The organism is Terriglobia bacterium (genome assembly GCA_020073205.1).
Taxonomy (GTDB): Bacteria; Acidobacteriota; Polarisedimenticolia; order Polarisedimenticolales; family JAIQFR01; genus JAIQFR01.
This window is the reverse complement of the sequence record JAIQFR010000002.1, coordinates 91328-113312: the sequence shown is the minus strand read 5'-3', so window position 1 is coordinate 113312 and position 21985 is coordinate 91328. Positions and strand designations below refer to the sequence as shown.

Annotated in this window: 19 protein-coding genes; 12 read left to right on the top strand and 7 right to left on the bottom strand. The window is 69.1% G+C overall.

Annotated features, from left to right (window positions below):
* Positions 1–32: 32 nt before the first annotated feature.
* Positions 33–1025, bottom strand: coding sequence for a fatty acid desaturase (locus tag LAO51_01025; GenBank protein MBZ5637318.1), 993 nt, complete (start codon positions 1023–1025; stop codon positions 33–35).
* A gap of 55 nt (positions 1026–1080) precedes the next feature.
* Complete coding sequence (locus LAO51_01020; GenBank protein ID MBZ5637317.1) at positions 1081–2079, bottom strand: AEC family transporter; 999 nt, start codon at positions 2077–2079, stop codon at positions 1081–1083.
* A gap of 78 nt (positions 2080–2157) precedes the next feature.
* Between LAO51_01020 and LAO51_01015 the strand changes: the two genes are divergently transcribed.
* On the top strand, positions 2158–3480 hold the full coding sequence (locus LAO51_01015) for a tetratricopeptide repeat protein (GenBank protein ID MBZ5637316.1): 1323 nt from the start codon (positions 2158–2160) through the stop codon (positions 3478–3480).
* Between the two features lie 539 nt (positions 3481–4019).
* On the opposite strand, the gene LAO51_01010 is transcribed toward LAO51_01015, so the two are convergent.
* Positions 4020–4679, bottom strand: coding sequence for an energy transducer TonB (locus LAO51_01010; protein MBZ5637315.1), 660 nt, complete (start codon positions 4677–4679; stop codon positions 4020–4022).
* A gap of 26 nt (positions 4680–4705) precedes the next feature.
* The gene (locus tag LAO51_01005) at positions 4706–6406 is read right to left on the bottom strand and encodes an amidohydrolase (protein ID MBZ5637314.1); all 1701 of its coding nucleotides are present in this window, start codon (positions 6404–6406) and stop codon (positions 4706–4708) included.
* A gap of 138 nt (positions 6407–6544) precedes the next feature.
* On the opposite strand from LAO51_01005, the gene LAO51_01000 reads away from it, so the two are divergent.
* The 5 genes from LAO51_01000 to LAO51_00980 all read left to right on the top strand — a co-directional run bounded on the left by LAO51_01000 (position 6545) and on the right by LAO51_00980 (position 10114).
* Positions 6545–6820, top strand: a complete 276-nt coding sequence (locus tag LAO51_01000) for a ribbon-helix-helix domain-containing protein (GenBank protein ID MBZ5637313.1) — start codon at positions 6545–6547, stop codon at positions 6818–6820.
* Positions 6821–6846: 26 nt separating this feature from the next.
* Positions 6847–7197 carry a PIN domain-containing protein gene (locus LAO51_00995; GenBank protein MBZ5637312.1) on the top strand — a complete coding sequence of 117 codons (351 nt, stop codon included), beginning with the start codon at positions 6847–6849 and terminating at the stop codon, positions 7195–7197.
* A gap of 539 nt (positions 7198–7736) precedes the next feature.
* Positions 7737–8132 carry a hypothetical protein gene (locus tag LAO51_00990; protein ID MBZ5637311.1) on the top strand — a complete coding sequence of 132 codons (396 nt, stop codon included), beginning with the start codon at positions 7737–7739 and terminating at the stop codon, positions 8130–8132.
* A gap of 179 nt (positions 8133–8311) precedes the next feature.
* Complete coding sequence (locus LAO51_00985) at positions 8312–8854, top strand: zf-TFIIB domain-containing protein (protein ID MBZ5637310.1); 543 nt, start codon at positions 8312–8314, stop codon at positions 8852–8854.
* Positions 8855–9772: 918 nt separating this feature from the next.
* Entirely contained in the window at positions 9773–10114 is a 342-nt protein-coding gene (locus tag LAO51_00980) for a hypothetical protein (GenBank protein ID MBZ5637309.1), read from the top strand.
* Positions 10115–10293: 179 nt separating this feature from the next.
* On the opposite strand, the gene LAO51_00975 is transcribed toward LAO51_00980, so the two are convergent.
* Positions 10294–11649 carry a DDE-type integrase/transposase/recombinase gene (locus tag LAO51_00975; protein ID MBZ5637308.1) on the bottom strand — a complete coding sequence of 452 codons (1356 nt, stop codon included), beginning with the start codon at positions 11647–11649 and terminating at the stop codon, positions 10294–10296.
* 150 nt (positions 11650–11799) lie between these two features.
* Here LAO51_00975 and LAO51_00970 point away from each other — a divergent pair, with 150 nt between their 5' ends.
* The 4 genes from LAO51_00970 to LAO51_00955 all read left to right on the top strand — a co-directional run bounded on the left by LAO51_00970 (position 11800) and on the right by LAO51_00955 (position 13717).
* The gene (locus LAO51_00970) at positions 11800–12078 is read left to right on the top strand and encodes a hypothetical protein (GenBank protein MBZ5637307.1); all 279 of its coding nucleotides are present in this window, start codon (positions 11800–11802) and stop codon (positions 12076–12078) included.
* The gene (locus LAO51_00965; GenBank protein ID MBZ5637306.1) at positions 12075–12560 is read left to right on the top strand and encodes a helix-turn-helix domain-containing protein; all 486 of its coding nucleotides are present in this window, start codon (positions 12075–12077) and stop codon (positions 12558–12560) included. Before LAO51_00970 ends, LAO51_00965 begins: the two co-directional genes overlap by 4 nt.
* A gap of 368 nt (positions 12561–12928) precedes the next feature.
* Entirely contained in the window at positions 12929–13264 is a 336-nt protein-coding gene (locus tag LAO51_00960; protein ID MBZ5637305.1) for a hypothetical protein, read from the top strand.
* A gap of 192 nt (positions 13265–13456) precedes the next feature.
* Positions 13457–13717 carry a hypothetical protein gene (locus tag LAO51_00955; protein MBZ5637304.1) on the top strand — a complete coding sequence of 87 codons (261 nt, stop codon included), beginning with the start codon at positions 13457–13459 and terminating at the stop codon, positions 13715–13717.
* An 89-nt stretch (positions 13718–13806) separates the two neighbouring features.
* Here LAO51_00955 and LAO51_00950 read toward each other — a convergent pair whose 3' ends face one another.
* Positions 13807–15828: a tetratricopeptide repeat protein gene (locus LAO51_00950; GenBank protein MBZ5637303.1), complete on the bottom strand. Its 2022-nt coding sequence runs from the start codon at positions 15826–15828 to the stop codon at positions 13807–13809.
* 328 nt (positions 15829–16156) lie between these two features.
* Here LAO51_00950 and LAO51_00945 point away from each other — a divergent pair, with 328 nt between their 5' ends.
* Entirely contained in the window at positions 16157–17284 is a 1128-nt protein-coding gene (locus tag LAO51_00945; protein MBZ5637302.1) for a tetratricopeptide repeat protein, read from the top strand.
* A gap of 519 nt (positions 17285–17803) precedes the next feature.
* Positions 17804–18277 carry an OsmC family protein gene (locus tag LAO51_00940; protein ID MBZ5637301.1) on the top strand — a complete coding sequence of 158 codons (474 nt, stop codon included), beginning with the start codon at positions 17804–17806 and terminating at the stop codon, positions 18275–18277.
* 10 nt (positions 18278–18287) lie between these two features.
* Here the strand turns inward: LAO51_00940 and metH are convergent, their stop codons facing one another.
* Positions 18288–21974, bottom strand: a complete 3687-nt coding sequence (gene metH / locus LAO51_00935; GenBank protein MBZ5637300.1) for a methionine synthase — start codon at positions 21972–21974, stop codon at positions 18288–18290.
* Positions 21975–21985: the final 11 nt, after the last annotated feature.

The following is a 21985-nucleotide window of genomic DNA, read 5'->3' as shown; positions in this document are numbered from 1 at the left end:
AGGCGCCCGACCCTCGCGCGGCCGTCGTCCGGCTATCCGCCGTCCGCCCATTTGGTGTGCGGTTTCCTGTTGAGGACGAGGTAGTCCCAGAGGAGCCGGCCGTACGTGTGGGGAACGATCCCGCTCTTCTCGTAGAACGGCCGCAGCAGCCGGTGGAGTCGCCTCAGGTTGTACATCGGGACCCGCGGGAAGTAGTGGTGCTCCAGGTGGTAGTTGGAGAAGAGGTACGCGCGGTCCCAGAACCACGACGGCTTCATCAGGGTGCTCCACTTCGCGGGATCGTCGGGGTCGATGTCGTAGTGCTGGCCGAGGCGGTTGATCACGAACGCGACGGGAAACACGAAGAACACCGGGAGCAGCTGGACGCGGAGGAGCGGTCCCACCCCTCCGGCGGCTCCGAGCGTCACCGCCACGCCGAGGTGGAACGCCACGGCGGCCCAGCGCTCGATCCGGATCCGCCTCTGCAACGGGACGGGGTAGCCGGCGGTCTCCGCCGCCGCGGCCCGGAAGTAGATCGGGAACAGCGCCGGCGTGAAGTAGAGCAACTTGTACCAGCGGCGGTTCCGCTTGGGCGTGAGGCGGAACCGCTTGGGATCGTCGGTGTCCGATCCCAGCTCGGCGTGGTGGTCGAGGTGCCAGCGCGTGAACTGGGACGCTGAGATGCCGCTGGGGATCGCGTACGCCACCCCGAGCCAGCGGTTCCGCCGGGAGTTCCGCTCGCGGAACACCGTGTCGTGCACCACCTCGTGCAGCAGGACAGTGAAGTTGAAGAGCGTGAACCCCTGCACGAGCGCGAGCGGGATCCAGACGAGGGGATTCGAGAAGCGCCAGAGCCCCGCGGAGGCCAGGGCGAGGAGCATCAGCTGCCACCCGGTCCAGGCGAAGTGCTTCCCAGGGGTTCTCTCGTGGAGGCGCTTGAGCACGTCGTTCGGGAGCGCGGTGGCGAGGTCCCGCCGCAGCTCCTCCGTCGCGTTCGCGTAGAAGCTCCCCTTCACCGAGGCGGGATTGTCGAATCGGTCCGTCACGCTCCGCTCCCCTCGGGATTATCTCATCCGCCAGCCCCTCCGCGCTTGACGGGCGTCAGAGGCCCAGCCGCTGGGCGGCGAAGAAGAGCAGGGGGATCGTGAGCACCCCGAGCAGCGTGCTGGCGAAGGTGGAGCGGGCCGCGAGCGTCGAGTCGCCGCCGTACCTCTCGGTGAAGACCCCGCAGTTCACCGCGACCGGCATGCACGCCACCAGGAAGACCACCCGGCGGGGCACCTCGTCGAGCTTCGCCCCGGCGGCCTGCGCAAGGAAGAGCAGCGCGGCGACGGCGGCCGGCGCCGCGAGGAGCCGCGCGAGGAGGACCCCCCACGTCGCGCGCTTCAGAGCCGCGCCGCCGCGCGTGACCTCCTCGAGCTTCGCCCCGGTCACCAGGAGCGCCAGGGGGATGGTGAGGGCGCCCGCCAGATCGAGGGCCTGGAACGAGGCGTAGCCCGCCATCGCCGCGGGAGCCGCTCCTCGCGGGTCGAGGTCGGGCAGCGCGCGCAGTCCCGGGAACAGAAGCGGCGCCGCGATCCCCGCGAGGGCGGAGAGAAGGCCCGGATGGACCAGGATCTCGCGGACGGACCGCGCATCCGGCTTCCGGCCGATCAGGATCGCGAGACCGACGCTGAAGACCGCGACGCGAGTTCCCACCTCGCACAGCAGGACCGTCCGGACGCCCTCGCCTCCGTACAGCGCCTGCGCGATCGGGAGCGGGAGGTAGATCGAGTTCGCCAGGGCCACCAGGAACACGAAGGTCGGGCGCGTTGCCCTGTCGCAGAAGAACGGAGCGACCGCGAAGCCGGCGGCCGCGCCCAGGAGGAACAGCGCGGCACCCGCGACCGGGAGGAGCCCGCTCGCGAGGATCGAGTCCCGCGACACGGTGCGCACGAGCTGGGTGAAGGTCAGCGCGGGAAGCGCCACGTCCACCGCGAGGCGGCTCATCGAGGAGACGGCGCCGCCCGCGAGCCAGCCTCGCCGCGCCGCGACCCAGCCGATCCCGATCACGGGGAGCAGGGAGAGTATCTTGAAGAGGACGAGGCTCCAGCCGGCCATGACCCCCCCGGGGACGGCGGATGATTGTAGCCGCTCGCCGTATAATCGGCTCCCTTCCGGAACCGCTTGGGAGAGAAGATGCGCCTCGGACCGGGGTTCCTCGCTGCCGCCCTCCTGGTGCCCGCCGCGGCCGCGCCCGGCGGGCTGCCCGCGGCGGGGTGCGTGCGGGTGCTGCGCGAGGCGCGGATCGCCGCGGGGCAGGGGAACGCGGCGAAGGAGCTCACTCTGATTCGCCGGGCCGCGAAGGACTATCCGAACGAGATCCTGCCGGCGCTGGCCCTCCTGGAATTCCCGGACCGGACGATGCTCGATGCCGGCGAGATCGGCGGCGCTCGCGCCGCCGTCCTCACGCGGCTCAAGGCCCCCGGAGGGCTCCTACCGACCTCCGCCCTGCTCCGCGTCGCGGAAGACCCCGCCGCGTCTCCCGCCGACCGCGCGGCGCTGCGGGGCGCCCTCGAGGCGCGCCTGGCCCGGACCCCCGCCGACCCCGACCTTCTCGAAGCGCTGGCCTCCGTCCTGGCGAGGCTTCCCGACCGGGAGGCGGAGCTTCTGGTCCTCGCGCGCCTCGACGCGGCTCGCCCCTCGGCGTCCACCGAATTGAAGCGGGCGCGGCTCGCGGAGGAGCTCGGACGCCGCGAGGACGCGCTCGCGATCTACCGAGGGATCGAGTCGCGCTACGGGGGCTCCCCCGTCCTCAGAGAGGCCATCGGGAGGTCGCTGGCCGCGCTCCGAAAGCTCGACGAAGCGAAGCAGGCAACCGTCGCGCTCGAAGCGGACCCCGCGGGCAAGGAGGCCGCGGGCCGGGTCTCGGTCGCCCGCGCGTGGGTGCTCTGGGACGACGGGAAGGACCTCGACGCGGAGGCTGCGTTTCGCGAAGCGGTGCGCGAGGATCCCGGCAACGACGAGGCCGCGGATGCGCTCAGGACCCTCTTCGCGACCCCCGACGAGCGGGTGGCGCTCGCGGCCTCGGAGACCGAGCGTCTCGACCGCGTCCGCGATCCCGCCGCTCTCTTCGAAGCGGGAGCGACGCTGCTCCTCTCCGGCAACGCCCCCGCGGCCGTGGGCGTGCTGGCCCGGGCGGTCGAGGCGTCGCCTGCTCTGGAGATCGCCTGGTTCGACCTCGGCGTGGCCGCGCTCCGCCTCGATCGCTGGGAGGAGGCGAGGGAGGCCTTCGAGCGGGCGGGAGCCCTCAAGCCCGATCGACCGGAGACCTTTCTGTACCTGGGCGAGGCGCTGCTGAAGCTCCAGCGGTTCGGGGAAGCCGTGGCGCCGCTCCGCCGCGCGCTCGCGTTGCGCCCCGCGCTGTCGGAAGCGCACGCCTCGCTCTCCGACTGCTACCGAAGCCTCGGCGAGCCGGACCAGGCGGACCGCGAGTTGCGGCTCGCCGGGCCCGGGCGGTGATTCAGAACCGCTTCGCGTACTCCCGGAAGCCGGCGGCGAGCCCCGCTGCCGAAGAACCGTAAACTGCCGGGAACACGTCCGCGGGCGGGTAGCCCTCCGCCATGTAGAGGACGAGGCTGGGAAACGCTCCGTCCTGCCACTCCGGCTTGCCGTGGCGGAGGAAGTGGACCCACAGCCACGACTGCGCGGGAAACAGCCGCGCCGGCTCCCCCAGGAGCTCCTCGGGCCGCGCGTCGAGGAGCCGGTCGAGCGGAATCGCGTTGCCGCTCCTTACGGCGCTCGCGACCTGGGCCGCGTCCGCCCGCGGCGGCTCCCCCAGGCTCCTCGCGTGCGAGGCCCGGCCCGTCGCCCGGCGGCGCGGTGAAGCGCGGGGGATGATCCGACCGTTCTCGACGTCGGACGTCGCGACGTACTCCGCGAGCCCCTCTTCGAGCCACGGGGGGAGCGTGACGCCGGGGCGCGTGACATGGGCGTGCAGGTACGCGTGCGTCGCCTCGACGCGGACGACCCGGTCCAGCGCCTCGGCCCCGCCGCGGACCTCAAGGTGGAACGCCAGCAGCCCCGCCGGATCGTAGAACCCGCCGCCGCCCGAGCCGGGGGAGCGGGGGTCTTCCGTGGCGAAGGCGCCGAACGACGCGTGCCTCGCGAACACGAACGTGAGGATGCGATCCGGGGCCGCCTCCTCCGGGATCGCGTCGTGGAACATGCGCGATAGGGTGGCGTAGGCGCCCTCGAGCTGCGCCCCGATCCGCGCCGGGATCCGCGGCGACGCGGCGTCGGTGACGATCTCGAAGTGCTCGGTCGAGAGGCGCGCCGGGCTCGGCGGACAGCGCCTTGAACTGGACCGTCCATTCGAGGGTCGCCTCGGCGGCGCGGCCGTTCCGGAGCGCCGGGGCGAATCGCCATTTCGCGATCGCCTCCCGCGTCGCCCTCAGGAACGCGTCGTCGAACGGCCCCGACGGATCGATGCGGAGCGTCTCCACCGACGACGGTCGGCCCCTCCCGTCGATCCTCACGCGCACCGTGACCGCCGGCGCCGCGCCCGAGCCGGCGGCCTCCGGAGGAATCGACGGCGCCTCCCGGTGCAGCGCCACGGGGGGGAGGCTCGCCGCCGCGCGGTCCGCGGCGTCCGCGACCGGCGCGCCGAGCAGGAGGGCGAAGAAGGCTCCGCCGACCGAAAGGAGTCTCACGCGTTGCATGATAGCCCGGCCGAACGCGCCGCGCGTCAGCGCGCCTCCTCGGCGCGGAAGGCGATCCCGCCCCCCACGATCGTCCAGAGCACCCGCGCCTCGAGGACCTCGTCGTCCGTCACGGCCAGGATGTCCCGGGAGAGGACCACGACGTCGGCGAGCTTGCCCGGCGTCAGCGTCCCCTTGATCCCTTCCTCGAACCCGGCATATGCGCCGCTCGCCGTGTAGGATCGAAGCGCTTCTTCGCGGGTCATCCTCTGCTCCGCGAAGAACGCGGCGCCGTCCTTCATCTTCCGGGTCACCGAGGCGTGGAAGCACGCGATCGGATCGACGTCCTCCACGGGCGCGTCGGTGCCGTTGACGACGACGGCGCCGGAATCGAGGAGGCGGCGCCAGGCGTACGCGCCGGTCCGCGCCCGATCCTCGCCGATCCGCTCGACGACCCAGGGCCCGTCGGAGGTGCAGTGAATCCCCTGCATCGCGGCGATCACGCCGAGGTGCGCGAATCGGGGAATGTCGGCGGGGTCGAGGTGCTGCGCGTGCTCCACCCTGAAGCGGGCGTCCTTGAGGGCGGGGAACGCCCGGAACGTCCGCTCGTAGACGTCGAGCACCTCGTGGTTCCCGCGGTCCCCGATGGCGTGGACGCAGAGCTGGAAGCCGTGCTCCGCGGCGAGACGGGCCGTCGCCTCGAGGCGCTCGACGGGCTGCGCCGGCAAGCCGCGGTCTCCCGGAAGATCGGCGTAAGGAGCGAGCATCCACGCACCGTGGGAGCCGAGGGCGCCATCCATGTACCGCTTGATCGCGCGGACCGTGAGGTGCCGGCGGCCGAGCTCGAGGAGCGGCCCCTCCGCGAGACGAGGCGCGATGACGTCGTCGCCGTCGGACAGCATGACGTACAGCCGGATCCTGAGCTCTCCTGCCACCGCCATGTTCCGAAAACCGTCCACGGTCTTGAGATCCTCGCCCGCGTCGTGGAACGTCGTGATCCCTTTCGAGAGGCACTCGTCGGTGGCCAGTTCCACGTCGTGCCGCAGCTCGGCGTCCACCTCGGCGGCCGGCAGCCGCGCGCGATCCGCGTCGACCGCGCGCTGGACCGCGTCGTCCGCCGCCTCGATCAGCACCCCGGTGGGCCGGCCCGACCGGCCCTTCAGGATCGTCCCTCCCGGCGGGTCCGGTGTTTCGGGGCCGATCCCGGCGCGCTCGAGAGCGAGCGCGTTGACGATGGACGCGTGGCCGCTGGCGTGGCGGAGACGAACCGGGTGCCCCGCCGCCACCCGGTCCAGAGCGTCGCGAACCGGGTAGCCCGAGACGGAGGGCGAGGGACGGGAGACCCACTTCTCCTGGTGCCAGCCTCGTCCGAGGATCCACGCTCCCGGTGGGGCGGTCCGCGCCGCGGCCTCGACTCGCGCCACGATCTCGTCCCAGTTCCTGGCGGTGTGGAGGTCGAGGATCCGCTTCGATTGGCCGAGGCTCACGAAGTGGGCGTGTCCCTCGATGAACCCCGGGATCGTAAGGCGCCCCTGGAGGTCGATCACCCTGGTCTTGGGGCCGATGAGCTTCCCGATCTCGTGGTCCGACCCGACCGCCGCGATCGTGTCCCCCCTTGTCGCGAGCGCCTGCGCGCGCGGTCGCGCGGGGTCCAGCGTGACCACGTTGCCGTGGAGGAGGACTAGGTCCGCGGGCTTGGGGGTGGAGCCGCAGCCGGTCGAGAGCGCCGAGACAGTCGTCAAAGCCATGAGAGCGAGAAGCCTCCGGGAGTGGAATGACATCGATGTTTCTCCAGGAGCGTTATAGGGGAGTTGCCGCGGCGGGTCAACGGAAGGAGGGCACTCGCCGCGGTCCTCGGCACCGCAATTGACCTGGATCGTGTGGCGATGTATATACATTACATGGTCCGAACGCAGCTCTACCTGGACGCGGCGATCCACGCGAGGCTGTCCGCCCTCGCGCGGAAACAGGGTAGGTCCCTCTCGGAGCTGGTCCGAGACGCCCTGGCGCGCGCTTACGGCCCTGGCGGCGCCGATGATCGGCTCGCCACCCTCCGAGCCATCGAGGGACTATGGAAGGACCGCACAGATCTGGGCGACACCGCAGGGTACGTGAGGCGGCTAAGGCGGGATACGCGCCGAGCCCGGCGGCGCCGTCCGTAGTCGGGGTCCTCCTCGACTCGGACGTCGTGATCGAGGTGCTCCGCGGCAAGGCGGTGATCGTGGGGAAGCTCCGTGCGCTGGAAGCCGCCGGCGTCCCCACCTATTGCTCTGCCGTCACGTGGTCCGAGATCCTCGCCGGGATCCGGCGGGGGGAGGAAGCGCTCACGGAAGCGTTCCTCGCCGCGAGGGGCGACGTCGTGATCGACGCCAAGGCGGGGCGCCGCGCGGGCGGCTACCTCGCGCGCTATTCGCGGTCCCACGGCGTCGAGATCGCGGACGCGCTCGTCGCCGCCGCGGCGGCCACGACGGGCCTCAATCTGTGGACGCTCAACCGGCGGCACTACCCGATGCCGGATGTGGTTTTCTTTGAGCCCTGACTGCTCATCCGTAAGCTCGATTGGAGAACTCACCTTGGAACGGCTTGCGAGGGTCCCGTCACCCTGGGCTGTTAACCACCGGTCGGGGGTTCGAGGCCGGGCTCGGGAGCCAGACCACCGAATTACAAACCCCAGGGTTTTGGTGAACAGCCCGGCACGGAATCTCAAGCCTTCTCGCCGAAACCCCCGCGAAACTCGCGACCTTTTCAGTCCACAACAACGCTTCGCGCTCTCCGGCGGCGGGGTCTCTGCCGAGACAATGGCTTACGGCGACCCCGCGTGTCACGGGGGCTCTCTCGCTCTCGGCGCTGGCGGAGAGCCAGAGGCATCCCCGTTCCATGCCAACCGGCGCATGCTCAGGCAGCGGCAGCGTCGCCGAGGGAATCACCGGGACACGCCTTCGAAGCCACAGGGCGAGCCACGGCATGGTGATACGAAGCGCGCGGCCCGCGCCAGGCCGGCCTGCAGATCAGCGCGATCGCCAGCTGGACAAGGAAGAGGTCCGAGTCGCGCATGACAATTGCCAGGGGGGAAAGAGAATGAACACCGAACTGAGGAGTTCATCAAGGATCACTATGCTGCTCCTCGGGCTACTCGTGCTGTTCACCGTTGCCGTGGGGCAAGAGCCACGGAGTGAAGCGTTGATTCGTCGGGGCACCGTCCAATCCGAGCTGGACTATCTTCGAACCGCGAATCTTCCGATCTCGATCGAGTTGACGCAGGTGACGATCAGGCAAGCTTATGACGAGATCGCCCGGAAGGCAGGTTTCAGCATCGCCTACGAAGGCACCGTGAATGGTGATTCGAAACACGACGTATCGTTCAGGAAACTGGCGCTCAAGGACATCCTGAGCAAGCTCGGTCAAACGTTCGAGTTGTCCTACAGGGTGGATGGTCCCGACAAGCTCACGGTCATCGGCGCGAGTCGAAAATGAGGCTGACAAGGTGACGAACCGTACCGGTCGGCGCGCTCCGAGTGGTACGGGGCCAGCTAACACGGCCATCAAGCTGCCGGTCCACCCGGTCACGGCCGTTGCCTGCGCACGCCCCGCGCCAGCACGTCCAGCAGCCTATGGTCGACAATGGCGCTCACGATCGTCGCGGAGGTACCTCGATGAAGCGAGATTGCCCAAGCTGCCGTATTCCACTGACGGAGACTTCCCTCGGCTCCGTCCGCATCGACGAATGCCCTAAATGCAATGGCATCTGGTTCCAAGACGAAGAACTCCGACTCGCAAAAGACAAAGAAGATCATGACCTCATTTGGCTGGACTTCGAGATTTGGCGGCACGCCGATCGGTTCCGAGTTGGCACCCGAAAGCTCGAATGCCCAGATTGTCACTCCAGCCTCGTTCAGGTCCACTACGGCGATACCCCAATCACCGCCGACTACTGCACCTTGTGTCGAGGCGTGTGGCTTGACAAAGGCGAGTTTGAGAAGATCATCCGCGCCCTCGAGGAAGAGATCAACTCGATGAGTGCGAGAGAGTACTTGAGCGCCAGTCTTCAAGAAGCCAAGGAAATCTTCACGGGATCGGAGTCTCTGCTGTCAGAGTGGCGAGACCTGAGAGCCGTCCTGAAGTTGTTCCAACTTCGCTTTTTCATCGAGCATCAGGGCCTCACGAGCCTATTCACACACTTGCCTTCAGTAGGGTGAAGATGAGCGGTCGGGGAGATAGGTAACACTCTAGCCCGAGGACATGGGCCCGTGGGGCCGGCTCGCCGCGCCTCGCTGCTTCGCGGGGGCCAGGGCAGGCGGGATCGTTGGAAACCGGAAGCCACGGTACGATGCGATGGACCGAGTGGCCGTTCGTCGAAAAGGAGCGGTTGCGATGCTGCAAAGACGGGCACTAGTGTCGCTATTGATTGGCTTGGCATTGCCCCTGAACGCTGCGACGCCCGAGCAGACGGCGAATCGCGGGCCGTTGGCCCACCTGGGTCGAGGGTTGGTGTGCGAAGGTGAGGAGCGTCGGCTCGGGGGTTATGCAAGGGAATGCGACAAGCCGCTGGCTGGTGCGAAGGTCCGGGTATGGAAGGGAGGTCACCTCAGCGCCGCGACGCCGATTCTCGAAGTTCAGACGGATCAACGCGGTCGGTACGAGCTTGACAGCTCAAAGCTCCCCGCGGACACCGCGCTCACGATCACCTGGGACGTCCGAGGCTTTCAAGGGCTCGCAGTAAGCGAGCTGACGGTCCTGAATTTCGAGAGGTCGAAAGACGACACGTTCTTCGTCGTCCGCCTTCCTCGGACAGGCAGGGACGAGCCTGCGCCAACGAGCGTAAGCGATCGGCGAGATAAGTAAGCAAGGAGCCCGGCTCGCCGTGCCTCGCTGCTTCGCGGGACGCGGGGCACGCGTGACGGTGGATCGTTCTTCGTGCGGTTTCCGCCTATGATCGGCGTCAGGCGACGGCCGAGGCCAGACCGCTTTCGCGGGCGATACGGGGTCATAAATGGTGCGGCGGTAAGCGGGACGATGATGTGTCGCCGCGGCGAGCCGGGACACGGACCTAGAGAGCACGAAGCAAGAGCGGTTGGAGCGGCAAGGGAAGCTCGGGGCCCGTTCGGAGGGTGCGGATGAGACCAGAAGAAGTGCAAGATCAGTTGCGAATCCTCGGAGAGCAGGCGTCGGAGTTCTTCACCGAGGCTGGAGAGCGTCTTGCGGCGGTTCCGGCGGAGGACCCGTACCCGATGGGGCGGGACGCGGATTACTTCTGGGGACAGCTTTCCGAAGAGCTGCAGGCGACCTCCGAGTCTCTCGTCGCCGGACTCCTCCGGTTGGTTCCAGAGGTGATACCTGCAGTTCTCAGTTCGCCCGCCCTTACGGAAGCCGACCAACGGGATGTCGGGTTCGGCATTAAGGAGTTGCGAGCGGCCCTAAGGCTTCGGCGTTACCGGCATTGGAATATCGAGGTGTAGTGCGCCAGCGAGAGCATCGCGAAAGATTCCAGCGATTTCGCGGGCTGAATGAAGACCGCAGCAAGCCAGCTTCGCGCGACGGCCGCGGCGGATCGTGTGCCGACGCGCCTCCGAAAGGCGTTGGCGCTGGTCGGCGATACACTTGCCCATCGGCCTGCAGGCGCCGGAACCGCAGTCGTTTACGCGGCTCGCTTCAGCGAGATGATCGGGAGATGCCGGCGACCGGCGCGATACGCGACGTCGAGTTCGACGACGGTTCCAGGCCGCCCTCGTACCAACGCGTGAGGCATCGCGCACGGCGATCGTCGCGGCCAGCGCGTTCGCGGTTCGAAGCGTGGTCGCCAGGAGATCGGGAACTTCCCGAAGTAGATCTCGTCGGGAGTTCTGCCGGCCAATCGGGAGTGCGGCCGCTCCGCATTGTACCAGTCCACGTACAGTGCCAGTTCGCGCCGGATCGCCGCCGGCCGGTACGGGACGACGTGAAGTCGGCGGGTGCACTCCGTCTTCATCGTCCGGATGAACCGCTCGATCACCGCAAGGCTGCCGTACTTCCCAATGGCGCCGAAACGCTGGGCGATTCCGCGCCGCCGGCACCACGCCCGGAACTCGGCGGCGAGGAACTGCACGCCCTGGTCGGTGATGAGGTGGCGCGGTGTGGAGCCTTTCTTCTTAAGGGTGCGGTCGAGGAACTTCATGACGGCGGCGGCCGTTGGCGGGCCTTTGAAGACGGCGACTCCTGCCACGCGCCGGGAGAAGTGGTCGACGGCCACGGCGACCCACCAGCAGAACGGCCAGCGCTGTGGGAAGGCAAGAGGCATCCACGAGACCCAGAAGCCGAGGGAGGTCGGCACGGTCGTGAGGTCCGCGTGCCACACATGATCCGGTCGCTTCGACGTCACGGCGCGAAATGGCGGAACACGCTCGGCAGAGGGTCTCTGACGATCGGGTGGATGGAGCATCCGGCGTACGGTGGTCGCTCCGAGATGGAGACCGGCGCGGGCGAGGACCCGGGCGTTCCGACGCGTTCCCATCGAAGGGAGAAGGACGCGAAGGCGCCGCACGAGGTATCCGACGAAGTCCGGGAATCGATTGACGGGTTCGCGCACCTGAACGAGCGCGTGCGGGCCCTCCTCGTCGAGCCGCCTGTTCCAGGTCGCGACGGTGAGCGGGGTGACGAGAAGGCGTCGAGCAGTCTGGGCGAGAGACCAACCACGGGCGGCGCGCAGTTCGAGGACCGCGAGCCGCTCGGTCGGCGGGTAGTGTGGACGGCGCTGGGGCGGGATCTGCTCCATTCGATGGTCCTTGATTCGCAGCTCCTCTCGAAGCAGGGCGATCTCGCATCGGAGGCGGTCATTCTCGGCGTGGAGCCGCACCCGGGCGTTGAAATGATTCTCGGCGTGGCTGCGCGTGATGGCGAAGACGACGTTCGCCATCGAGACGGCGTGGACTGCCGCGGAGCGGACGCACCGGCGCCAGCGTTTCGGCAGCGGGAACCGACAGCACTGGAACCGACGGCCCGACGGGTCTGCTTCCATCACGTCTCCCCGAGCCAGAGGTCCAGAGTACGCTAAGTCACTGAAGAACTGGATCTTGGTCCGAATGCCAGGTCACCGGTGGATCACCCGATTCAGAGCAGCCTTGACATTGACTTATAATCAAGCCATGATTTATGGGTGAATGGATCGATGGAGCCCTTCGATCCGCTGGAAGCCAAGAAGAGGATACGGTCGGTCCTCGACGCGGGGGTGGTGGTTCCATCTGGCCATGAGTTGGACGAGATGGAGAAGGACGGCCTTACGATGGTGGATTGCACCAACGTCTTGCGGGGCGGCTGGGAGGAACCGGCCGAACTTGAGCGGGGCACTTGGCGTTATCGGGTCAGAACCGCGCGCATCTGCGTCGTGGTCGCGTTCCGATCCGACTCGAAGTTGGCGATCGTGACGGCATGGAGGGAACGGCCATGACCTGCGAGGAGTGCGGCGGGCCGACGACGACGGTGCGGGAGAACTTCCATTACACCGCCTCCGGACTTCCGAACGTGACGCTCGTCGGAGTCCTGGTGGCGCGGTGTCCGAAGTGCGGCGCGTTCGAAGTGGAGATCCCTCGAATCGAGGAGCTCCACCGCACGATCGCCGGGGCGGTCGTCACGAAGCCGGCACCGCTGACGCCCGCGGAGATTCGATTCCTGCGGAAGTGGTTGGGCTGGTCCGGCGTCGATTTCGCGGCTCACATGGGCGTGACGCCCGAAACCGTGTCTCGCTGGGAGAACAGCAACCTGGGGATCGGCGCCGCCGCAGATCGGCTCCTCCGGCTCATGATCGTCAATCAGGTTCCGGTCCAGGACTACTCGCTCGAGATGCTGAAGGCGATCGACGAGGAATCTGCCGTTCTGTTCCGGCTGGGCGTCGAGGCGGACGAGAAGGGTTGGCACGCCGTCGCGGCGTGAGCGCACGCGAGGGCGGCGCGGAACAAGAGGGCGGAGGCATCGCGGGACGATTGGTTGTGCTTTGCAATTGCCCTGGGGAGCCAGACCGCCGGAATACGAACTCTCGCGATCCATCCACGAATCAGCTACGGACGCGCTCATGCCAATGGGATACTTCCCGCTGTAGCTGCCGTCGCGTTCCCGTCTCGTCCCTCAGGAGAATGCGAACACCTTGTTATGGGAGAGCGATGGCACGCTCTCACGCGCGGGGAGCCGTTCTTGCCAAGGCGCCGGCGCGTCGGTTATGGTGATGGCCCTGCATTGGGACGCCGAGACGCACCCGATGGGTCCGCGGATCTCGGCCGAGTTGCACAGGGGAGAGAGGTTGGGTGATCGTGATGGCAGCCGAAGCGAAGCAGAAGGCCGAAGCGAAAGAGAAGAGAGAGAAGAAGGCCAAGGCACCGGCCGAGGCGCCCGCCGCCGCGGCGCCGAAGGCTCCGCCGCCGCCTTCGCCCAGGCCGCCCGCCGATCCCCGGCTCGGGGTCCTGGAGAAGTTCCAGGGCAAGTTCCTGCCCAAGGGCGTCCTCCGCGACCGCTACAAGGCCCTCATGGAGCGTTGGGACTCCGGGGACGACCACGGCGGCGTGACCGTCGAGGAGTTGAAGGCTCTGTTCGACGACTGGAAGGGCACGCGCGAGAAGCCCCCCCGCCTGCCAAGGACGTGATCGCCGGCCGATGCCGGATGGCCCGCTGGCTGTCGTTGGGGAGGGCCGTCTCGTCACGCTCACGAACGGTGCTGAGCTGGCCCCCGCGGAGCGGGCGAGGAAGAAGCGCAAGCTGAAGCTGTCACCCAGGCGACACGGCGCGCTGGGTCGGTGGCTCGGGGGACATCAAACCTCCGCAAAACAATTCCCGGCGTGGACCTCGCGTTCATTGGCCCAGGTGACCTTGCCATGAGCATGGGCCATCCCGGAGAAACCGAGCACCCCGACGTGGTGGCGGCGATGGCCAGAGCAGAGGCAGGCATTCTGCGGAGCCAGGTCGCCGCTGGTGGTGTCGCACGAAGCGTGGAAGACGTGAAGAGCATGATTGACCGAGGCTATCGCGCCTTGGTTCTTGGGTTCGATGGGTCGCTGCTTCATCGTCGCGTGTCGAGCTTGCTCGACGCGCTCCGATGAACCGTGATGCTGACTTGCATCTGTGAGCGGCGGGGGAGACAGGAAACACCCTGGTCCGAGGCGTGCTCCCGGTTCGAGAACAACCCGGGCTAGGGTTGTCGTCCCGCGCGGTACCGGTTCGCGCGCCGTCGCAGCTCGCCGGCGGATTCTCGAGCCCCGCTCTCCGTGGCGGCCCTTGCCGCGGCCTCCGCGGTGGCGGCGGCCTCGGCGAACCGGCCTTCCCGGGCCAGGAGCGCCGCCAAGTGCCCGCCGCTGTTCGTGTCCCGGGGGTCCAGGCGCAGGGCGTCCCGGTAGCGCGCGATCGCCTCGTCGTAGTGCTCCGCCCGCTCAAGGGCCTGCGCGAGGTTGAAGCAGAGGGTTGCCGACTCCGGGCGCGTCTTGAGGGCCTCGCGGTATTCCGCGATGGCTTCCTCGAGCCGTCCGTCCTCCAGTAGGACCGTCGCGAGATTGCTCCGCGCGCGGAAATCCCCCGGGGCGATCTCCAGCGCCTTGCGGTACTCGCCGGCGGCTTCCTCTCTCTTCCCCGTCGCCTCGAGGATGCCCGCCAGATGGAAGCGCGCGTCGAAGCTCCCGGCATCGAGGCGCAGGACTTCGCGAAGCTGGTGTGCCGCGCCTTCGTAATCGCGCCGGCTCGCCAGAGCGACGGCCAGATTGCCGTGGCCCTCCACCGACCCGGGGTCGATCTCGATCGCCTTCTCGAACTGCGCGACGGCCTCGTCCACCTGCCCCAGGCCCAGGTGGGCGCGACCGAGCTCGATGTGGTCGTGGGCATCCCGCGGATGACCGCGCAGAGCGTCGCGCAGACCCTCCAGGCTCTCCTTCTCCTTCTGCGCCGCGAGCGCGCGGGCCAACACGTTCCGCACGTACTCGTTGTTCGGAGTCACCTCCGCGGCATGGGCGTAGAGGGTCACGGGATCGCGCCAGTACCCGGCCTGGCGGTGCGCGAGCGAGATGCAGCCCAGGAGGGTCGCGCACGCCACCGCGGCGAGAACGCTCGGTCCGACGCGCCACCGCGGCGCCAGCTCCGCCGCACCCCAGACCGCCATCACGAACAGGCCGACGAACGGGAGATACGTGTACCGATCGGCCATCGACTGGAGCCCCACCGGCACGATGCCGATGACCGGCACGAGCATTCCGACGTACCAGAGCCACCCCACGGCGAGGTACCGGCGCCGCGTCCGGAGCACCAGCGCCGTCGCCGCCAGGAGCAACACGGCCGCACCCGTTCCCTTCCACAGAGGAATCTCGTACGGGTACGGGTAGAACGCGCTCAGACCGGTCGGCCAGACGGCCGTCCTGACATAGGCGACGTACGACACGAGAGCGTTCTCGAAACGGAGCAGGAGCGGAAGCGACCCGGCCGGCGCCATCATCCCCGCGCTCCGCTGCACCCTTAGGGTGACGAGGCTCGACGCGATCGCGAGCACGAGGAGCGGGAGCTTCTCGAGGAGCAACCTCGCCACGTCGCGCGCCGTCGGCTCCCGCAAGCGCTCGAGCGGCCACACATCCATGAGGAGGAGCAACAGCGGCAGCGTCACGAGCATCGGCTTGGCCATGACCCCGAGGATCGTGAGGAGCACGACCGCCAGGTACCGCGGAATTCCCGGCCGGCGCGCATACCACGCGTACGCCCCGATCGCGAGGATCCCGAAGAAGGCGCTCAGGACGTCCTTGCGCTCCGCCGCCCACGCCACCGATTCCACGTGCGCCGGATGCAGCGCGAAGAGCCCCGCCACGACGGCGCTCCGCCAGGGGGCGCCCGTCATCCGGCGGAAGACGAGATAGAGAAGGGCGGCGTTGAGCGCGTGGAGGACAGCGCTCACGAGGTGGTGCCAGCCCGCGCTCGCGATTCCCAGGACGCGGCCTTCGACACCGAAGAGCTGGCTGTCGAGCATGTGGGAGAGCCACGTCACGGGATGCCAGTTGCCGGCTGCGCCGGTCGTGAACGCCCACCGGACGCCTTCCCACGTGAGGCCCGCCCGGACGTGTGGGTTCTGGGTGACGTACTCCGCGTCGTCCGACTGGCCGAACTCGTGGTGGCCGACCTGCGCATAGACGATCCCTACGGCCAGGACGAGTAACGCGATGATGCGAACGTCGCGTTTCACGCGCACCGTCCTCCACGGCGTTTTACACGAAATCCCAAGCCCCATTCTGATGGGGATCGACCTGTCAAGTCCATCGTCGGCGTGGCGACGCCACCGCTCGGCTTCGGGTGCTCCTCGGCCGCTATCGGCTCCGCCCCGGACGTCGCCGTCGACGGTGCCGAGGCGACGCTCGAGTCGCCGCCACGCCCGCCTCATCGTGCGGCGGACCGTCCGGGAACATCGTCTCGTTGCTGGCGTGGCCGATCCCCCGGTACGCGCGCACGCGTTTCTCGAAGAGGGCCAGGGAGTCGTGGTGCCGCGCGCCCGGCCAGCTTATGATTCCTCCCCGATGAGCGACCGTCCTGCCGACACCCCCGACGATCCGCAGTTAACGAAGACGGGCTTCGGCGTCGGACCGCTCCCGGCGCAGGCGGCACGTCCGCTCCCGGCTTCGATCGGCGCGTACCGAATCCTCGGTCTCCTGGGCGAGGGCGGCATGGGGACCGTGTACGAGGCCGAGCAGGCCTCCCCCCGGCGCATCGTCGCTCTCAAGGTCGTCCGCGGCGGTCAGTTCGTGGACGAGCACCGGGTCCGGATGTTCCAGCGGGAGTCCGAGGCCCTGGCGCGCCTCAAGCACCCGAACATCGGCGCCGTCGACGAGGCCGACAAGCTGATCCGGCCGGTCGTCGAGGTGGCCGCGCGGGGGCTCGGCGAGGACGCCGACGTCACGCTGTCGGCGATGAACACCTCCGCGATGGTCGCGGGGGACCAGGGGCGCCTCGAGGAGGCGGAGAAGACCTACCTTCGGCTGCTCGATCTGGAGCGGAAGAAGTCCGGAACGGACGACGCGCCGATCGTCCTCGGGACCCTCAACAATCTCGGCCAGGTCTACCTCGAGCAGGGCCGGCTCAAGGATGCCGAGCGCGTCACCGGCGACGCGCTCGCCCGCGCCCGCCGCGTCCTGGGCAACGAGCACAAGGAAACGCTCAACTACGTCAACAACCTCGCCATGGTCGAGCGCCGCCTGGGGAACACGGCCCAAGCGGAGCCGCTCTACCGGGAGGCGTACGAAGCCTCCCGTCGCATCTTCGGCGCCGAGACCCTCACGACGCTCATCTCGATGTCGAACCTCGCGACCTTCTACGCCAAGACCGGACGGTGCGTGGAGCAGGAGGCGTTCCTGAATCGCACCGTGGAGCTCAGCCGGAAGTTCGCGCCCCCCGACACGCCCACCCTGGGGCTCGCCCTCCGCTCCCTGGGAGCGTGCCTCATGGATCGGGGACGTCCGAGCGAGGCGGAGCCGGTGCTGGTCGAAGCCGAGTCGCTCCTGACCAGGATCTTCGGTGCCGACAACCCGAGGGTCACGGACGTCCGCGGGTCCCTGGCCGAGGTCTACGACAAGCTCGGTCGACCGGAGAAAGCGGCGGAGTGGCGACGGAAGGCGGAGCCGCGGCCCAACGCGGCAGCGCATCCCTGAGGTGTTCCCATTCCCGCTCGGGTGGCGTACCCTGTCGGGACAGCTTCGCCCCATGAGGCGCGCGCCGCGCGTTCCCGGTACCGCGGAGCCCGCCGACGGGGATCGCGGCCAAGAGTGGCCGCTTATCACGCCGGGGCGAGGGAAGGAGGCAGCGATGAGAATCATCGTTTCGCCGCAGAAAGACGAAAGGCAAGAGAGGGTCTGCCGGCTCGCGATCACGCAGTGCGCGCTGTGCGCCGAGAATCCGCGCTGGTGTGACGGCGGCGCCGGAGGTCCCTGATACCTGGCCTCGGGGAAGTCCCGACGATCCGGCGCCCGCGCTCACCGGGGGGCGCGGCGCCGGGCTCGTCGGTTCTTCCGCTCCCGCCGCGCGGGGAATGCTGCAAGAGTCGCCCATGGATCCCGAGCCGTGGCGGACGACGTGACGTCCGGGTCCCGTTCCCTTGCGCGCCCGCAGGTTGGTGGCAAGATCGTCGGGACGGATTCCGCTCGCATTCCGCGAGACGACGGAGCCACGGGATGAGCCGCTACACGGCCGTGATCTCCTGGCAACGCGACAAGGCCGCGTTCACGGACAACCGGTACAGCCGGGAACACCGCTGGAGCTTCGACGGCGGGCTCGAGGTCCCGGCGTCGGCTTCCCCTGAGGTCGTTCCGGTCCCGATGTCGGTCGCGGCCGCCGTCGGCCCGGAGGAGGCGTTCGTCGCGGCACTGTCCAGCTGCCACATGCTCTGGTTCCTCTCGATCGCGGCGAGGAACGGGTTCGTGGTCGAGAGGTACCGCGACGAGGCGAGCGGGATCGTGGCGCGGGATGCCGACGGCAAGCTCGCGGTGACCCGGGTCACGCTGCGACCCGCCGTGACGTTCGACGGGGAGCATCGGCCGTCGCCGTCCCGGCACGAAGCGATGCACCGCGAGGCCCACGAGCAGTGCTTCATCGCCAGCTCGGTCAAGACCGACGTGCAGTGCGAGCCGACGGACGTCACGGGCTGATCGCGCCCGCCTACGAGCCCGGTTCGTCCGCCAGGTTCTGCGCCAGCCACCTCGACGCTTCCTCGACCGTGACTCCCTTGCGCGCGGCGTAGCTCGCCAGCTGATCGTGGCCGATCCTCCCCACGCTGAAGTAGCGGGCGTCGGGGTGGGCGAGGTAGAGGCCGCTCACCGAGGCCGCGGGGTGCATGGCGAAGGTCTCGGTCAGGCGGATGCCCGTCGCGCGCTCGGCATCGAGGAGCCTCCACAGAGCGGCCTTCTCGGAGTGGTCGGGGCACGCGGGGTACCCGGGGGCGGGGCGGATCCCGCGGTACCGCTCCTTGAGCAGGTCCTCCGTCACGAAGCTCTCGTCCCTTCCGTACCCCCACTCGCGCCGGGCGCGGGCGTGCAGCATCTCCGCGAACGCCTCGGCGAGCCGGTCGGCGAGCGCCTTGGTCATGATCGCCTGGTAGTCGTCGTGATCGCGCTCGAAGCTCTCGACGAGGGGCTCGATCCCGACCCCCGCGGTGACGGCGAAGGCGCCCACGTGGTCGGGGAGGCCGGACGACAACGGGGCGACGAAGTCCGCGAGACTCAGGAACGGCTTCCCGTCGGCCGCCAAATGCTGCTGCCGCAGCATGTGGAGCCGCAGGCGCTCGCGGGAGCGCGAGGGATCCTCGAACACGACGACGTCGTCGCCGTCGGAGTTCGCCGGGAAGAACCCCCAGACCCCGCGGGCGCGGAGCGAACGGGCGTCGACGATCCGGTCGAGGAGCTTCCGGGCGGCGACGTGAAGCTCCCGCGCCGCCGCGCCGAACCTCGGGTCGTCCAGGATCCGCGGGTAGACGCCCTTCAGCTCCCAGGCGTGGAAGAACGGGGTCCAGTCGATGTAAGGGACCAGCTCCCCGAGCGGTACATCGTCGAGGACGAGGGTGCCGACGAACGAGGGCTCCGCGATCGCCGACCGGTCCCACCCGAGCGCGGGCCCGCGGGCGGCCGCGGCGGCATACGGGACGAGAGGCGTCTCCTCGCGCTTCGCGAACGCCTGGCGCGCGGCCTCCTGCTCCCCCCGGACCCGCTCGACGAACGTCCCTCGCTGCTCGGCGTTGAGGAGCGAGCCGACGACGTCCGCGGCGCGGGACGCGTCCTTCACGTGGACCACCGGGCCGGAGTATTCGGGAGCGATCCTGACCGCGGTGTGCTTCGGGCTCGTGGTCGCGCCGCCGATCAGGAGGGGGAGCGCGAGCCCGCGCCGCTCCATCTCCCGCGCGACGTGGACCATCTCGTCGAGGGACGGGGTGATGAGCCCCGAGAGGCCGATGCAGTCCGCTCCCTCCTCCCGAGCCTTCCCCAGGATCCTTTCCGCCGGCGCCATCACGCCGAGGTCCAGCACGTCGTAGTTGTTGCAGGCCAGGACCACGCCGACGATGTTCTTGCCGATGTCGTGGACGTCCCCCTTCACCGTGGCCATCACGATCTTCTTCCGCGCGGCGGCGCCCTCCCCTCCGGCGCGGCGCTCCGCCTCCATGTACGGCAGCAGGCAGGCCACCGCCTTCTTCATGACCCGGGCGCTCTTGACCACCTGGGGCAGGAACATCTTCCCCGCACCGAAGAGGTCGCCCACCACACCCATTCCGGCCATGAGCGGACCCTCGATCACGTCGAGCGGCCTCCGGGAGGCGAGGCGCGCCTCCTCCACGTCCTGCTCGACGTGGTCCGCGATCCCCTGGACGAGCGCGTGGGAGAGGCGCTCCTCGACGGTGCCGCGCCGCCAGGCCTCGTCCCGTTCCGGCGCCTTCTCCCCCCCCTTCACCGACTCGGCGAGCGCGACGAGCCGCTCGGTGGCGTCGGGACGGCGGTTCAGGAGGACGTCCTCCACGCGCTCCAGGAGGTCCTTGGGAATCTCGTCGTAGACGGCCAGCTGCCCGGCGTTGACGATTCCCATGTCCATCCCGGCGCGAATGGCGTGGTAGAGGAACGCCGCGTGCATCGCCTCGCGGACCGCGTCGTTCCCCCGGAAGGCGAACGAGACGTTGCTGACGCCGCCCGACACCCGGCACGCCGGGAAGCGCGCCTTGATCCGGCGGGTCGCCTCGAAGAACGCGAGGGCGTAGGTGTCGTGCTCCTCGATCCCGGTGGCGACCGTGAGGACCGCCGGGTCGAACACGACGTCCTCCGGCGGGAACCCGATCTCCGCGGTGAGAATCCGGTAAGCGCGTTCGGCGACGGCGACCTTGTGGTCGGCGGTGACGGCCTGCCCCTCCTCGTCGAACGCCATCACGACCACCGCCGCGCCGTACCGGCGGATGCGGCGGGCGTGCTTGCGGAACGCTTCCTCGCCTTCCTTCAGGCTGATGGAGTTGACGAGCCCCTTCCCCTGTAGGCACTTCAGGCCGGCCTCGATCACCGAGAACCGGGAGGAGTCGACCATGATGGGCAGGCGCGCGATCTCCGGCTCCGACGCCACGAGGCTGAGGAACGCGGTCATCGCCTTCTCGGCGTCGAGCAGTCCCTCGTCCATGTTCACGTCGAGGATGTTCGCGCCGCCTCTCACCTGCTCCCGCGCGACGTCGAGAGCGCCCTCGTAGTCCCCGGCGCGGATCAGCCTGGCGAATCGCCGCGAGCCGGCGACGTTGGTGCGCTCGCCGATCACGATGAAGTTGGACTCGGGGCGGACGGCGAGCGGCTCGAGGCCGGAGAGGAACGTCGCGCGCCGCGGCTCGGCGCGCCGGCGGGGAGGGATCCCCCGCACCGCGTCCGCGATGGCGCGGACGTGCTCCGGCGTGGTCCCGCAGCACCCGCCCACCACGTTCAGCCAGCCCTCGAGGGCGTATTCGCGGAGCACCGCGGCCATCCTCTGCGGCGTCTCGTCGTACCCGCCGAACTCGTTGGGGAGGCCCGCGTTCGGGTGGCAGCTGACGTAGAGGGGCGTGACCCTCTGGAGCTCCTCGAGGTACGGACGCATCTGCTCGGGGCCGAGCGCGCAGTTGAGCCCCACGGAGAGGAGCGGAGCGCTCGAGACGGAGATCCACGCCGCCTCGACCGTCTGGCCGGAGAGGGTGCGTCCGCTACGGTCGGTGATGGTGAACGAGGCCATCACGGGGACCCTCGCGCCGCGCTCCTCGAAGACCTGCTCCACCGCGAACAGCGCCGCCTTGAGGTTCAGCGTGTCGAAGGCGGTCTCGACCAGCAGGAGGTCGACGCCGCCGTCGAGGAGCCCGCGCACCTCCTCCGCGTACGACGCCACGAACCCGTCGAAGTTCACCGCCCGGAAGCCCGGATCGTTCACGTCCGGGGAGATCGACGCGGTCCGGTTCGTGGGCCCGACGGAGCCCGCCGCGAACCGGGGCCGGTCCGGAGTGCGTCGCGTCGCGGCCCGCGCCGCGCGCACCGCCACCTCCGCCGCCGCGCGGTTGATGGCGCGCGCGTGCCCCTCGAGACCGTAGTCCGAAAGAGAGATCCCGGTCGCGGTGAACGAATTGGTCTCGACGACGTCCGCGCCCGCCTCGAGGTACGCGAGGTGGATCTCCTCGATGACGTCGGGGCGGGTGAGGGAGAGAACGTCGTTGCAACCCTCGAGGTCGAGGGGATGATCGGCGAAGGCGTCGCCGCGGAAATCCTCTTCGCCCAGGCGGAGCGACTGGATCAGCGTTCCCATGGCCCCGTCGAGCACAAGAATCCGCTCGGCGAGGATCCGCGCGAGCGCCGCCTCGGTCCGCACCGCTTCCCCCC